Origin of the sequence: Streptomyces sp. NPDC051136, from assembly GCF_044455745.1 — a bacterium.
Taxonomy (GTDB): domain Bacteria; phylum Actinomycetota; class Actinomycetes; order Streptomycetales; family Streptomycetaceae; genus Streptomyces.
On sequence record NZ_JBITFE010000008.1, the window covers coordinates 230,719 to 245,288 of the forward strand.

General features: G+C 70.6%; 9 protein-coding genes. 4 read left to right on the top strand and 5 right to left on the bottom strand.

Annotation, left to right across the window (positions count from 1 at the left end; translation table 11 throughout):
- Window positions 1-200: 200 nt before the first annotated feature.
- Window positions 201-4,007 (top strand): GH92 family glycosyl hydrolase, encoded by a 3,807-nt coding sequence (locus ACIBCJ_RS23945; protein WP_365978366.1) that lies wholly within the window; start codon window positions 201-203, stop codon window positions 4,005-4,007.
- A gap of 170 nt (window positions 4,008-4,177) precedes the next feature.
- A complete protein-coding gene (locus ACIBCJ_RS23950; protein ID WP_365978367.1) occupies window positions 4,178-6,193 on the top strand; it encodes an alpha-glucuronidase in 2,016 nt (671 codons plus the stop codon).
- Between the two features lie 196 nt (window positions 6,194-6,389).
- On the opposite strand, the gene ACIBCJ_RS23955 is transcribed toward ACIBCJ_RS23950, so the two are convergent.
- The 5 genes from ACIBCJ_RS23955 to ACIBCJ_RS23975 are packed head-to-tail and all read right to left on the bottom strand — an operon-like array spanning window position 6,390 to window position 12,157.
- Entirely contained in the window at window positions 6,390-7,073 is a 684-nt protein-coding gene (locus tag ACIBCJ_RS23955) for a hypothetical protein (protein ID WP_365978368.1), read from the bottom strand.
- Window positions 7,070-8,689 carry a xylan 1,4-beta-xylosidase gene (locus tag ACIBCJ_RS23960; RefSeq protein WP_365978369.1) on the bottom strand — a complete coding sequence of 540 codons (1,620 nt, stop codon included), beginning with the start codon at window positions 8,687-8,689 and terminating at the stop codon, window positions 7,070-7,072. The genes ACIBCJ_RS23955 and ACIBCJ_RS23960 overlap by 4 nt, the downstream gene beginning before the upstream one ends.
- Window positions 8,686-10,335, bottom strand: coding sequence for a sugar ABC transporter substrate-binding protein (locus tag ACIBCJ_RS23965; protein ID WP_365978370.1), 1,650 nt, complete (start codon window positions 10,333-10,335; stop codon window positions 8,686-8,688). The genes ACIBCJ_RS23960 and ACIBCJ_RS23965 overlap by 4 nt, the downstream gene beginning before the upstream one ends.
- A 26-nt stretch (window positions 10,336-10,361) precedes the next feature.
- Complete coding sequence (locus tag ACIBCJ_RS23970; protein ID WP_362101065.1) at window positions 10,362-11,243, bottom strand: carbohydrate ABC transporter permease; 882 nt, start codon at window positions 11,241-11,243, stop codon at window positions 10,362-10,364.
- Window positions 11,237-12,157, bottom strand: coding sequence for an ABC transporter permease subunit (locus tag ACIBCJ_RS23975; RefSeq protein WP_365978371.1), 921 nt, complete (start codon window positions 12,155-12,157; stop codon window positions 11,237-11,239). Before ACIBCJ_RS23975 ends, ACIBCJ_RS23970 begins: the two co-directional genes overlap by 7 nt.
- A 293-nt stretch (window positions 12,158-12,450) precedes the next feature.
- Here ACIBCJ_RS23975 and ACIBCJ_RS23980 point away from each other — a divergent pair, with 293 nt between their 5' ends.
- Together ACIBCJ_RS23980 and ACIBCJ_RS23985 are read left to right on the top strand one after the other, a co-directional pair.
- Window positions 12,451-13,443 carry an acetylxylan esterase gene (locus tag ACIBCJ_RS23980; protein WP_365978372.1) on the top strand — a complete coding sequence of 331 codons (993 nt, stop codon included), beginning with the start codon at window positions 12,451-12,453 and terminating at the stop codon, window positions 13,441-13,443.
- Window positions 13,444-13,610: 167 nt separating this feature from the next.
- A complete protein-coding gene (locus tag ACIBCJ_RS23985) occupies window positions 13,611-14,552 on the top strand; it encodes a VCBS repeat-containing protein (protein ID WP_365978373.1) in 942 nt (313 codons plus the stop codon).
- Window positions 14,553-14,570: the final 18 nt, after the last annotated feature.

The window sequence follows — 14,570 nt, forward strand, 5'->3', positions numbered from 1 at the left end:
AAGGTTCCCGGTACGTCTTTTCCGAGTTGAGACCTCCCGGAAATATGAGTGGCCTGTGCATCGCATGCCGTAAGAATCCCTGGCATAACCCCCGAACGCCACATCCAACACCCTTGACATCACTTACCACTTGACCCCTACTGGTCCTTGCGCGATCGAATTGACAACGTTGTCCCCAGCGCAGGGAGGGTGGCCAGGACATGCAGGACAGAGTTCGGCACAGATGGGGTCCGGCGGTCGTGATGACGACCGCCTTCGCCTTGGCGGTGGGTTCACAGGGGGCGGCGGTCGCCCTGCCCGGCGCGCCCGCGAAGGCCGACCGGGAGTTCTCGTCGTCGTTCGAGGCCGGCGACCCGGCTCCGGACTGGCTCGACACCGTGGACACCGACGCACACGGCCGCAAGCGGGCCTCCGGGGTGGACGGCGGCTTCAGCACGGGCATACCCGGCAACGTCACGGAGCACGTCACCGAGGTGCGGGCCAGTGCCGAGAACACGGGCGGCGGGGAGGTGAAGGAGAACCTCTTCGACAACGAGCCGGGCACCAAGTGGCTGACCTTCGCCCCGACCGGCTGGGTCGAGTTCGACCTGGACGCTCCCCAGAAGATCGCCAAGTACGCGCTCACCTCGGCCAACGACCACGACGAACGCGACCCGGCCGACTGGACGCTGAAGGGCTCGGTGGACGGCGAGGACTGGCAGACGCTGGACACCCGCAGCGGGGAGTCCTTCGGCGAGCGGTTCCAGACCAAGACGTACGAACTGGCCGGGACGGCCGAGTTCCAGCACTTCCGGCTGGAGATCACCAAGAACAACGGGGCCGGCGACGCGCTCCAGCTCGCCGACGTCCAGCTGGCCACCGGCGGCACCGACGTCCCCACCCCCGAGGACATGCTCTCCTCCGTCGACGACGGCCCGGCGGGCTCACCCACCGCCAAGGCGGACGCGGGCTTCACCGGCACCCACGCGCTGCGCTACGCGGGCCGCCACACCGCCGACGGCCGGGCCTACTCGTACAACAAGGTCTTCGACGTCGACGTCAAGGTCGACCGGCGCACCGAGCTGTCGTACAAGATCTTCCCGTCGATGGCGGACGGCGACCTCGACTACGACGCCACGAATGTCTCCGTCGACCTCGCCTTCACCGACGGCACCTACCTGAGCGGCCTGAACGCCACCGACCAGCACGGGTTCCCGCTGACGCCGCGCGGCCAGGGCGACGCCAAGATCCTCTACGTCAACCAGTGGAACAGCGTCGAGTCCGGCATCGGCTCGGTCGCGGCCGGCAAGACCGTCGACCGGATCCTGGTGGCGTACGACTCCGCCAAGGGCCCCGCGAAGTTCCGCGGCTGGCTGGACGACGTGGAGATCAAGCAGGCCGCGCCGGAGCGCCCGCAGGCCCACCTGTCCGACTACGCGCTCACCACCCGCGGCACCAACTCCAGCGGCAGCTTCTCGCGCGGCAACAACTTCCCCGCGACCGCCGTGCCGCACGGCTTCAACTTCTGGACGCCGGTGACCAACGCCGGTTCGCTCAGCTGGCTCTACGAGTACGCGAGCGGCAACAACGACGACAACCTGCCCACCGTGCAGGCGTTCAGCGCCAGCCACGAGCCGAGCCCGTGGATGGGCGACCGGCAGACCTTCCAGGTGATGCCCTCGGCCGCCGCCGGCACCCCGGACACCGGCCGCGAGGCCCGCGAGCTGGCCTTCCGGCACGAGAACGAGACCGCGAAGCCGTACTACTACGGCGTGCGGTTCGAGAACGGCGTCAAGGCCGAGATGACGCCGACCGACCACGCGGCGATGATGCGCTTCACCTACCCGGGTGACGACGCGAGCGTGCTCTTCGACAACGTCGAGGACCAGGCCGGCCTGACCCTGGACAAGGAGAACGGCACCTTCACCGGCTACTCGGACGTCAAGTCCGGCGGCTCCACCGGTGCCACCCGCCTCTTCGTCTACGGCGAGTTCGACAGCAAGGTGACCGGCGGCGACTCCAGCGGCGTCAAGGGGCATCTGCGCTTCGACGCCGGCCGGGACCACGCCGTGACGCTGCGCATCGCGACCTCGCTGATCAGCGTCGGCCAGGCGAAGGACAACCTGCGCCAGGAGATTCCCAAGCGGACCTCCTTCGACAAGGTCAAGCGCGACGCCCAGAAGCAGTGGGACCGGATCCTCGGCAAGGTCGAGGTGGAGGGCGCCACGCGGGACCAGCTGACCACGCTGTACTCCAGCCTCTACCGCCTCTACCTGTACCCGAACTCGGGACACGAGAAGGTCGGCGGAAAGTACCGGTACGCCTCCCCGTTCTCCAAGGCGGTGAAGGCGGACACGCCCACGGAGACCGGCTCGAAGATCGTGGACGGCAAGGTCTACGTCAACAACGGTTTCTGGGACACCTACCGGACCACCTGGCCCGCGTACTCCTTCCTCACCCCCTCCCAGGCCGGTGAGCTGGTCGACGGCTTCGTGCAGCACTACAAGGACGGCGGCTGGACCTCGCGCTGGTCCTCCCCCGGCTACGCGGACCTGATGACCGGCACCTCCTCCGACGTGGCCTTCGCCGACGCCTACGTCAAGGGCGTCGACTTCGACACCGAGGCGGCGTACGACGCGGCGCTCAAGAACGCCACCGTCGTGCCCCCGTCCTCGGGCGTGGGCCGCAAGGGCATGGACTCCTCGCCGTTCCTCGGCTACACCGGCACCGAGACGCACGAGGGCCTGTCGTGGGCGCTGGAGGGCTACCTCAACGACTACGGCATCGCCAAGATGGGCGAGAAGCTCTACAAGGACACCGGCGAGAAGCGGTACAAGGAGGAGTCCGCGTACTTCCTCAACCGCGCGCAGGACTACGTGAACCTCTTCGACGCGAAGGCCGGCTTCTTCCAGGGCAAGGACGCCAAGGGGAACTGGCGCGTGGACTCCGAGAAGTACGACCCGCGCGTGTGGGGTTACGACTACACGGAGACCAACGGCTGGGGCTACGCCTTCACCGCCCCGCAGGACAGCCGCGGCCTCGCCAACCTGTACGGCGGCCGCAGCGGCCTGGGCGACAAGCTCGACGAGTACCTCTCCACCCCGGAGACGGCCTCCCCCGAGCTGAAGGGCTCCTACGGCGGCGTCATCCACGAGATGGTCGAGGCGCGGGACGTCCGCATGGGCATGTACGGGCACTCCAACCAGGTCGCCCACCACGCCCTGTACATGTACGACGCGGCCGGGCAGCCGTACAAGACGCAGAAGAACGTCCGCGAGGTGCTCCAGCGTCTGTACACCGGCAGTGACATCGGGCAGGGCTACCACGGCGACGAGGACAACGGCGAGCAGTCGGCCTGGTTCCTCTTCTCCTCGCTCGGCTTCTACCCGCTGGTGATGGGCAGCGGCGAGTACGCCGTCGGGTCCCCGCTGTTCACCAAGGCCACGGTCCACCTGGAGAACGGCCGCGAGCTGGTCGTCAAGGCGCCGAAGAACAGCACGAGGAACGTCTACGTGCAGGGCCTGAAGGTCAACGGCAAGCGCTGGAACTCCACGTCGCTGCCCCACTCGCTGCTCGCCAAGGGCGGCGTCCTGGAGTTCGACATGGGCGCGAAGCCGTCCTCGTGGGCCACCGGTGAGGACGCGGCGCCGCCGTCGATCACCCGGGACGACGAGGTGCCGACGCCGCGCGCCGACGCGATCACGGGCGAGGGCGCGCTGTTCGACAACACCTCGGCGACGGACGCGAAGGTGACGTCGGTGGACCTGCCCGTGTCGGGCGAGGGCACCGAGGCGGTCCAGTACACGCTGACCTCCTCGGCGGACCGCACCGAGGCGCCGGCCGGCTGGAAGCTGGAGGGCTCGGCCGACGGCACGACCTGGCGGACGCTGGACGAGCGCTCGGGCCAGTCCTTCGCCTGGGACCGGCAGACGCGGGCGTTCTCGGTGAAGTCGCCGGGCTCGTACGCGAAGTACCGGCTGGTCCTGGACGGCGAGCACACGCTGGCGGAGGTGGAACTGCTGGCGTAGGCGGTCGGCAGCGCTGACGGACGGGCGGCGGGTCCGGGCTTCGGTCCGGGCCCGCCGCCCGCGCGTTCCGCCCCGTTCCCCGCGCCCGCCGGATGGATCAGAATGGCGGTGCGCCGGTGGCAGCCGCCGGAGGCACACCACTCGTGGTCGAAGGGGCGGTCGCTCGACGCATGCGGGACTCGGACGGCAAGGACATCGACCCGGCGTGGCTTCCGGACGCCGCCTTCCGCGCGGTCGGCACCCGGCGCACGCTCGTGCGCGGCACCGGCCCGCTCGTGGAGACGGTGCGCGGTGAAGTGGCCGCGGCCTGCGAGCGGTTCGGGGGCGTTCCGGTGGGCGAGGACGCCCCGGCCGATCTCGTGCTGGACCTGGCGGACGGGGGCGTGAGCGGGGACGGGGACGGCGGAGACGGCGAAGGCGCCGGGGACGGACGGGACTTCGGCGACGAGGGGTTCGGGTTCGTCCGTGCGGACGGCCGGGCCACCGTCACGGCGTCCGGCGAACGCGGGCTGCTGTACGGCCTGTTCCACGTCGTGCGGCTCGGCGAGTCGGCGTTCCTGGGCGGCCCGGTCCGGGAGGAGCACCGCCCGGCCCTGGCGCTGCGGATGCTGGACCACTGGGACAACGTGGCCGTGCACCCGGTGATGGGCCAGGTCGAGCGGGGCTACGCGGGCGGTTCGCTGTTCTGGTCCGACGGCCGCGCCCGCGACGGTCTCGACCGGGTGCGGGCCTACGGCAGACTGCTCGCGGCCTGCGGGATCAACGCGGTGTGCGTCAACAACGTCAACGTCCACGCGACCGAGGCGCACCTGCTCACCGACCGGATCGGCGAGGTCGCGGCGATCGCCGACGCGCTGCGGCCCTACGGCGTGCGCACGCACCTGTCGGTCACCTTCGCGGCCCCCGTGGTCCTCGGCGCGCTGCCCACCGCCGACCCGCTGGACGAGCGGGTGCGTCACTGGTGGGCGGGGGCGACCGCGCGGGTGTACGAGGCGGTCCCGGACTTCGGCGGCTACGTGGTGAAGGCCGACTCCGAGGGCCAGCCGGGCCCGTTCGCGTACGGCCGCACACACGCGGACGGCGCGAACCTGCTGGCCGCCGCGCTCGCCCCGTACGGCGGCACCGTGCACTGGCGGGCGTTCGTCTACGACCACCGCCAGGACTGGCGGGACCGGACGACGGACCGCGCCCGGGCCGCCTACGACCACTTCGTGCCGCTGGACGGCGCCTTCGCCGCGAACGCGGTGCTCCAGGTCAAGCACGGCCCGATGGACTTCCAGGTACGCGAGCCCCTGTCGCCGCTCATCGGGGCGATGCCGGGCACCCGGCTCGCGGTGGAGGTGCAGGCGACGCAGGAGTACACCGGGCAGCAGCGGCACGTGTGCTGGCTGGGCCCGATGTGGAGCGAGGTGCTGCGCGCGCGTCCGGACGGCGAGGTGAGCGTCGGGCGGCTGGCGGACGCCCTGGTGGCGGTGTCCAACGTGGGCGACGACCCGTTCTGGACCGGCCACCCGCTCGCCCAGGCCAACCTGTACACCTTCGGGCGCCTCGCCTGGGACCCGGCGGCCGACCCGCGGGCGGTCCTCGGCGAGTGGATCGCGCTGACCCACCCGGGCGCCGGCCGGCGGCTGACCGAGGGCCTGCGCGCCGTGCTCGACGGCTCCCGGGCGACGTACGAGAAGTACACGGCGCCGCTCGGCGTGGGGTTCATGGTGCAGCCCGGGCACCACTACGGGCCGAGCGTGGACGGCTACGAGTACAGCCCCTGGGGCACCTACCACTTCGCCGACCGGGACGGCGTCGGCGTGGACCGCAGCGCCGGAACCGGCACCGGGTACGCGGCCCAGTACGCCAAGCCCTGGGCGGAGCTGTACGAGACGCCGGGCACCTGCCCCGACGAACTGCTCCTGTTCTTCCACCACGTGCCCTACGGCCATGTGCTGCACAGCGGCAGGACGGTGATCCAGCACATCTACGACACGCACTTCGAGGGCGTCGAGGAGGCCGAGGAGGCCCGCCGGGTGTGGGCGGGCCTCGCGGACCTGGTGGCGCCCGCCCGGCACGCGCGGGTGGCGGAGCTGTACGAGGAGCAGGTGCGCTCGGCACGCGAGTGGCGCGACCAGGTCAACAGCTACTTCCTGCGCAAGTCCGGGGTGCCGGACGAGCGGGGGCGGACGATTCACTGAGGACGGTCTGCGACTCGTTGTCGACGTGCCGGGCGAGCAGCACGCGATGCCCGGCGTGGCGCTCGGCGGGCCAGGGCGGCAGGGCGGCGGTGCCGGCCCGGGTGACCGGGCGGTGGTCGTCGTCCCACACGTCATCCGGCCACTGCTCGGGGCTGTGATCGGCCTCCGTACGGGATCTTCGGGGTGCGGGGCACGCTCACGCGGTGAACTCCTCCCGGGCTTCGGTGATCACCGGCCGGCTGCTGTGCAGCAGGGACAGGAGCAGGGGTGCCGCCAGCAGGGCGGGCAGGGCCTCGGTCAGCAGGGCGGTCAGGGCGGCGGCCAGGAGCAGCAGGGACGCGGCGCCGAGGGTGGCGCGGCCGTGCCGGAGCAGGAAGTACGCGGCGAGGCGGGCGGTGTCGCGGGCGCGGAAGGTGAACAGGGAGGTCAGGACGAGGGCGTGCGCGCCCCACAGGAGGGAGCCCGCGCCCACCAGCGCGAGCAGCACCGCCCACCAGCGGGGCAGGCCGGTGGCCGTGAAGTGGGTGAGCGTGAAGGCGATGACGGTGAGCCAGGCCAGCAGGGGCGCCCACAGCCGCAGTGCCGGCCGGGCGTTCAGCCGCCAGCCGCGCACGTAGGCGTGCGCGGGGTGGAGTTCGGTGAGGTCGGCGCTGCGGTGGTGCAGGGCGTACGCGGCGGCCGACAGGGCGGGGCCGAGCGGCAGCAGGCAGAGGGCGGCGAGGGGGAGGTTGGCGGGGTCGGGGGCGAGCAGGAGGAGGACGGCGAGGCCGGGTGCGCAGGTCAGGAGCAGCAGGGCCTCGACGGTGAGCAGGGTGTGGATGAGGGCGACGGCGCGGGAGAGGACGCCGGTGCCGAGGTCGGCGCTGCGGGCGGCGCTCACACCGGGTCCCGGCCGGGCTGCGGGGCGCGGCCGACGTCCGGGTCCGGGCCGGGCTCCGGGTCCCGGCCGGACTCCGCATCGCGGCCGAAGTCCGGGTCCCGGCCGAGCAGGCGGCGCTCGTCCCACCAGGGCGGGGTCTCGTCCTCGACGGGGCTCACCTCGACGAAGGCGACCTCGTGCCGGGCGAGGGTGAGGGGCAGGTCCACCCGGCCGTCCTCGACCGGCAGGCTCCGGTGGGTGCGGGCGGGTTCGGATGCCTCGTGGAGGACGTCGAGCTGGTGGGGGCGGGGCGAGCGGGGGCTGCCCATGCGGCGCCACGCGGTGTACGCGTTGCCGTGCTCCTCGTCGACGGTGAGGCGCCGGACGAACGCCTCGCCCCGGCCGCCGGCGGGGCCGACCGGCAGGGACAGTCGCAGGGCGTGTCCGTCGGGGCCGGGTGTGGCGCCCGACGGGTCGACGGGCGCCCAGGCCAGGACGGTGACCCGGCCGTCCGGGTGCCGGGTGACGAGGTGGTCGTCGCCGCGGGCCAGCAGCTCGGGGCCGGTCCGGGCCAGGAAGGCGTAGAGGTGGAACGTCGGTTTCCTGACCTGGCGGTGGGTGAGCAGCCCGAAGCCCCCGTGGAAGAGGGCGGTGGGGACGCCGGCCTCCTCGAAGACGTCGCTGAACGTCCAGTACGAGAAGGAGTCGACGAGGTCGCCGCCGGCGGCCAGGACGGGGGCGAGGTAGGCGGCGTGGAAGGCGGTGTCGTGGACGTGGTTGTCGGGCCGGTAGGAGGAGTTGAACTCGGTGATGTGCACGGGCACGTCCGCGAGCCGGGTGCCCTTGAGGGTGCGGCGGGGCTCGGCGAACTGGTCGAGCAGCCGGCCGGCCGGGGCGAGTGTCTGGTGCACGCCGAAGGGGACGTGCTGGGCGGGCCCGGAGCTGTAGGCGTGGCGGGAGACGAAGTCGACGGGGACGTCATGGTGTTCGGTGAACTCGGCGAACCGCTCCAGCCAGTCGGGCCCGGCCCCCGGTGACAGCGCCGGACCGCCCACCTGGAGCTGCGCGTCCACCTCCTTCACGGCGTGCGCGGTGGTCTCGTAGAGGCGGTGGTAGGCGTCCTGGTCCGCGTGCCGCCAGAAGTCGGGCAGGTCGGGTTCGTTCCAGACCTCGATCGGCCAGGTGCGCACCTCGTCGAGGCCGTAGCGGTCGATGAGGTGGGCGAGGGTCGCCTGGACGAGCGCGGCCCACTCGGCGTGGTCGCGGGGCGGGGTGACGTTTCCCCGCCACCAGAACACCGTCTGCTCGCCGCTCGCCAGGCCGCTCGGCATGAAGCCGAGTTCGAGGAAGGGCCGGATGCCCGCCGCCAGGCAGGCGTCGACGACCTGGTCGACGTGGGTGAAGGAGTGGTGGACGTACCGGGTGCCCCGGTGGGTGTAGGGACGGTGGACGGCCATGCCGTCGCTGAACAGCCCGTGGCCGCGGAGGTACCGGAAGCCGATCTCGCGCTGGAGCAGGGCGAGGGAGTCCTGGTAGTCGCGGCGCAGGGCGAGGTCGAGGCGGCCGGTGCCGACGCAGTACCGCCACGCGTCGGGGAGGACGCCGGCCGCTTCGGCCGGGACGTGGACGCGGCTCACCCCTGCTCCTTCCTGAACCGCTCGTGGGCCTTGTTGTGTACGTCGACCAGGCGGTCCATGTTCTTGGCCTTCAGCTCGGTCAGGTAGGCGTCCCATTCGGTCATGGGGCGCTTGCCGAGGATGAACTGGAGGGTGTTCTGCCGGACGTGGTCCTTGAGGGGGGTGTCCCAGAGGGTGGCCTGTTCCTGCTCCACCGACTGGAGCGGGTGGGCCGGGTCGACGGGGAGTTCCTTGCGCTGCGCCATGGCCTGCTGGAACTTCTTCTCGTCGGGGCTGAAGGAGGAGGAGACCAGTTCCCAGCTGCCGCCGTAGGAGAAGACGCCGTTGTAGAAGCCGTAGTCCTTCTGGAGGTCCTTGGGGGCGTCCGGGTCGGAGCCCATGAGGCTGATGCCGTCGGCGACCCGGTAGGTGCCGCCGGACTCGGTGTAGGTGACTCCCTCGACGCCCCACTTGGTGAACTTCTGGCCCTCGTCGGAGTACCAGAGCCAGTCCACGAACTGCAGGAGGGCGACGAAGTCGTCGCGGTCCAGGGCGTCGCCGGAGATCATCATGCCGTTCTCCAGGCGGGAGCCGCCGAGCACGACGGGGCCGGCCGGTCCCAGCGGCACCGGGATCATCTCCATCTTCGCGCCCTTGACCTGCCGCTGGAGGTTGTAGCGGTAGTTCTGGACGAGTTCCTGCGGGTTGGCGCTGATCGCGAAGGACTTCTCGGAGAGCAGCTTCTTGACCGCCTCGTCGTCGCTCTGGGTGAAGCCCTCGGGGTCCACCAGCTTCTCGTCGACGAGTCCCCGCAGGTACTCGATCGTCTGCCGGTACCCGTCCGTGGCGCCGGTGAAGACGAACATCCCGGCCTTCGCGTCCCAGCTGGTGTTCAGGTACGACCAGCCCGCGCGGACGCCGTGCGCCTGGCCGATGTAGCCGAGCAGCGCGCCGCCCGGCTCGGGTTGGTTCCAGCGGTCGGAGAAGGGGTGGCTGCCGGGGTACTCCGACTTGAGCGCCCGGAAGACGTCGGCCGTCTCCTCCAGGGTGGCCGGCAGGCCCAGGCCCAGTCTGTCGAGGACGTCGGTGCGCAGGGCGAGGGAATAGTTGGACTTGGCCTTCTCGTGCAGGCCGGGCAGCAGGTAGTACCTGCCGTCGGACTGGCGCAGGGAGTCGACCTCGGGCTCCAGCTTCCACCTGCGGACCTTGTCGCGGAAGTTGGGCATCAGCTTCACGTACTCGCTCACGGCCAGGACGGAGCCCGACGACACGAACGGGGTCTCCTGCCCGGGATAGGTCTTGGGCAGGAGCAGGGGCGCGTCGCCCGCGCCGATGAGCAGGCTGCGCTTCTTCTCGTAGTCGCTGAGGGGGACGTCGGTGCGCTTGAGGGTGACGCCCGTGCGGCTGCCCAGTTCCTTCCAGAGCAGCCAGCCGTCCTTCGGCGGGTAGTTGGGGTTGCTGAGGTGCAGCAGCGGGAAGGTGAGCGGCTCGGTCGCCTTGAACGGCTGTCCGGCGCGGTACTCCTTCATGGCACCGTGCCGCTTCTTCGACAGGTCCTTGGAGTCCCCGCCGTCGTCGCCGCTGCCGCAGCCGGTGAGCGCGGCGAGGCCGGCGAAGCCCGCGGCGGCCAGGATCTGGCGTCGCGAGAGCTGTCTCACGTTCTTCACGGTTACTCCCTCGGTGTGGCTGGGGCTCAGCCCTTGACCGCGCCGAGCATCACGCCCGACACGAAGTAGCGCTGGACGAACGGGTACACGCAGAGGATGGGCAGGGCGGTGAGCACGATGGTGACGGCCTGGATGTTGGCCGCGACCTGGGTGAGCTGCTCGGTTCCCGCGCCCGCGGCGGTGCCCCCGGTGGCGCCCGCGATGAGGTTGCGCAGATAGACCGTGACCGGCATCAGCTCGATGCGGTCCATGTAGAGGAAGGCGCCGAACCAGGAGTTCCAGAAGGACACCGAGTAGAACAGCACCATGGTCGCGACGACGGCCTTGGACAGCGGCAGCACGATCCGGAACAGGATGCCGTACGTGTTCAGGCCGTCGATCTGGGCGGCCTCCTCCAGTTCGTCGGGCAGGCTCTCGAAGAACGCCTTCATCACCAGCAGGTTGAAGACGCTGATCGCGTTCGGGAGGGCCAGCGCCCACACCGTGTTCTTCAGGTCGAGGCTGGTGACGAGCACGTAGGTGGGGATGAGCCCGCCGGAGAAGAACATGGTGAACACGGCGACGCCGACGAGGACCCCGCGCCCCTTGAGCTGCCTCTTGGACAGGACGTAGGCGTAGCAGGTCGTCAGGACCATGGCGACGGCGGTGGAGACGACCGTGTAGAAGACGGTGTTGCCGTAGTTGCGCCAGAAGGTGCCGTCCTGGAAGACGATCCTGTACGTGGTGAGGTTGAACCCCTTGGGCCACAGCGTCACCTCGCCGGCCCGGATCTCGCGTTCCCCGCTGAAGGAGCGGGCGACGATGTTGACGAAGGGGTACAGCGTCACCACGACGACACCGGTGAGGATCAGCCCGTTGACGCCCTGGAAGACGCGGTAGCCGCGGGTGGGCCGGTCGACGCTCACCACAGGCTCGTCCCCACCGTGCGCCGCGAGAGCAGATTGGCCGAGGTGATCAGCACCAGGCCGATGACCGCTTCGAACAGGCCGATGGCGGCGGCGTAGCTGAAGCTGTTGGACTCGACACCGGTGCGGTAGAGGTAGGTGGAGATCACGTCACCCGTCTCGTAGGTCAGCGGGTTGTAGAGGAGCAGGATCTTCTCGAAGCCGACCGCCAGGAACGTGCCGATGTTGAGGATCAGCAGGGTGATCATGGTGGGCCGGATGCCGGGCAGGGTGACGTGCCAGATCTGCCGCCAGCGGTTCGCGCCGTCGATGCGTGCCGCCTCGTAGAGGTCGTCGTCGATCGTGGTGAGCGCGGTCAGGTAGAGGATGGTGCCCCAGCCCGCGGTCTGCCAGATCTCCGAGCCCACGTAGACGGTGCGGAACCACTCGGGTTCCTGGATGAACCGGATCGGGTCCTGGCCGAACCAGCCGAGCGCGTGGTTGACGGGGCCGTCGGTGGCGAGCATCTGCAGGGTGATGCCGGCGACGATCACGATCGACAGGAAGTGCGGCAGGTACGACACCGACTGCACGAACCGCTTCAGTGCCCGGGTGCGGACCTCGTTGAGGAGCAGCGCGAGGACGATGGGGAGGGGAAAGCAGAAGACGAGCGTGAGGCCGCCGATCCAGAGGGTGTTGCGGAACACCTGCCAGAAAGTCGGGTCGCTGAGGAACATCTCCACGTAGCGCAGCCCGACCCACTGCTCCCCCAGGATCGACCCGCCGGGTTCGAAACGCCGGAAGGCGATCACGTTGCCGACCATCGGCAGATAGCGGAAGACCAGGAAGAACAGCAGCGGCAGGACGGCCAGTGAGTACAGCTGCCAGTCGCGGCGCAGCGCACGCCGCCAGCCGGACGGCGCGGTGGAGGTGCTCATCTCTCAGGCCTCCCCGTCATGCGGACTTTCGAAAGTTTCGAGTGCCCACCGGTAACTTCGCGGCAACTTAGAGGCAGCGGGAAAGCGCTGTCAATGGCCGGTGCGGAGCTGGTTTTTGAGGCGTGAGCAGCCGTGTGAAGCTTCGGTCGATCCGTGATCGGCACCTGGGCCGCGCCGTCGGAAGCTGTTACGGTCGGTCGCACCTTTCTGCGCGAACCTCGCAACGATCGGTGCTCACGGACCGTCCGTGCTTCATCGTCCCGGCCTCCCCCGACCCGCTGCGAGGTGCCGCCGTGCCCGCGTTCGACCTGCCGCCGACGGAGTTGGCCCGCCACCGTCCGGTCCCCGACGAGCCCGACGACTTCGACGCCTTCTGGCGCGACACCCTCGCGGAGCCCCCGCCGGGCGGCCCCCTGCTGTCGGCGCACCCGGTGGAGACCGGACTGCGCCTGACCCGGACCTGGGACGTGACCTTCCGGGGCTTCGCGGGCGACCCGGTGCGCGCCTGGTTCAGCAGACCCGCCGGCCTGGACGGGCCCTTGCCCGCGGTCGTCGAGTACGCCGGGTACGGGCGCGGCCGCGGCCTCCCCCACGAGCGGCTGACCTGGGTGGCCGCCGGGTACGCCCATCTGCTGATGGACAACCGGGGACAGGGCGACCAGTACGGCTGCGGCGGCGGCACCCCCGACCCGCACGCCGGTGCTCCGGGCGGCCCGGGCCACGCAGCGCGGGGCCTGCTCGACCCGCACGACCACCACTACCGCCGGCTGATCACCGACGCGGTGCGCGCGGTCGGGGCGGTACGGGCGCTGCCCGGGGTGGACGCGGGGTGCGTCGCGGCGGTCGGCAACAGCCAGGGCGGCGGGCTCGCGCTGGCCGTCGCGGGCCTGGTGCCGGACCTGGCGGCCGTACTGGTCTCCGCACCGCTGCTGTGCGGGATCCGCCGCGCCCTGGACCTCACGGACGCCGGGCCCTACGGCGAGATCGCGGCGTATCTGTCGGTGCACCGGGGCGCCGAGAGCGCCGCGTACCGCACCCTTTCCTATTTGGAGGGCGTCTCCTTCGCCCGCCGGGCGTGCGCACCGGCCCACTTCGGCGTCGGCCTGCGCGACACGGTCTGCCCGCCGAGCGGGGCGTACGCCGCCTTCAACCGGTACGGGGAGCGGTCGGGCACGGAGCCCCGCAAGGAGATGCACGCGTACCCCTTCAACGGGCACGAGCACGGGGACGCGGTGCACGTGAGGCGCCAACTGGCGTGGCTGGCGGAGGTCACGGGGGCCGCCTGAGGCAACTTCGTTGCCCTTTGGGCGCGTTTACGGTGCCTTCCCGTATCAATTTCATCTAATCCGATTGACAGGTAAAGACCATGTGTAAGGATCACGGAGTTATCGGGATCATGCTGTGCCCCACCCGGGCGCCCGATCCCGTCGGCATGACCTAACGGAGGACCCACGTGGCCAAAAGCTCTGGCCTGAACACGCGTCGCGCGCTGGCGCGTGCCACGGCTGCGGCGCTCACTGCCGCACTGGTGGCGACGGGCGCGAGCAGCGCCGTCGCCGCCGACGGACCGGGAGCCGGCACGGCTCCCCGGCACCAGCTCGACGCCAAGCCCTCGGGCGGCGAGAAGTTCGCAGCCTCGGCCCTGCCCGGCGACGCCCAGATCAATCCGCTGTTCGGTGTGGACGGCAAGGGTGACCTGTGGAGCTACGACCCCGACTTCGAGGGTGGGCTCGACGCCCGCTGGAACGCCGGCTACGGCTGGGACACCGCCCGCGCCATGACGCAGGTCGACCAGGACGCCGACGGGTTCTCCGACGGCCTCTTCCACGTCACGTCCGGCGGTCAGCTCTACTACGGCGAGTGGGGCACCGGCAGCGACGAGCACCTGTTCGTCGGCAACGGCTGGAAGATCTACAACCAGCTCTTCTCGCCCGCCAACGTCGGTGGCGCCGCCGCCGACGACCTGCTCGCCCGGGACAGCTCCGGCGTGCTGTGGCTGTACCTCGGCTACGGCAACGGCAAGCTGACCCAGCGCTACAAGGTGGGTGCCGGCTGGAACGCCTACACCAACATCACCGGCAAGGGCGACCTCACCGGTGACGGCAAGGACGACATCGTCGCCAAGGACAAGTCCGGCGTGCTGTGGCTCTACAAGGGCACCGGCAACTACAAGGCGCCGTTCTCGTCCCGCACCCGCATCGGCGGTGGCTGGAACACGTACAACAACATCGTCTCCGTCGGTGACATCGACATCGACGGCATCACCGACCTGGTCGCGCGCGACAAGAGCGGTGCGCTGTACCTGTACAAGGGCACCGGCAACGCCGCTTCCCCGTACAAGTCCCGCGTGAAGATCGGCAACGGCGGCTGGAACACGTACCGCCTGCTGTTCTGAGCACCCGGTGCCTCTCGG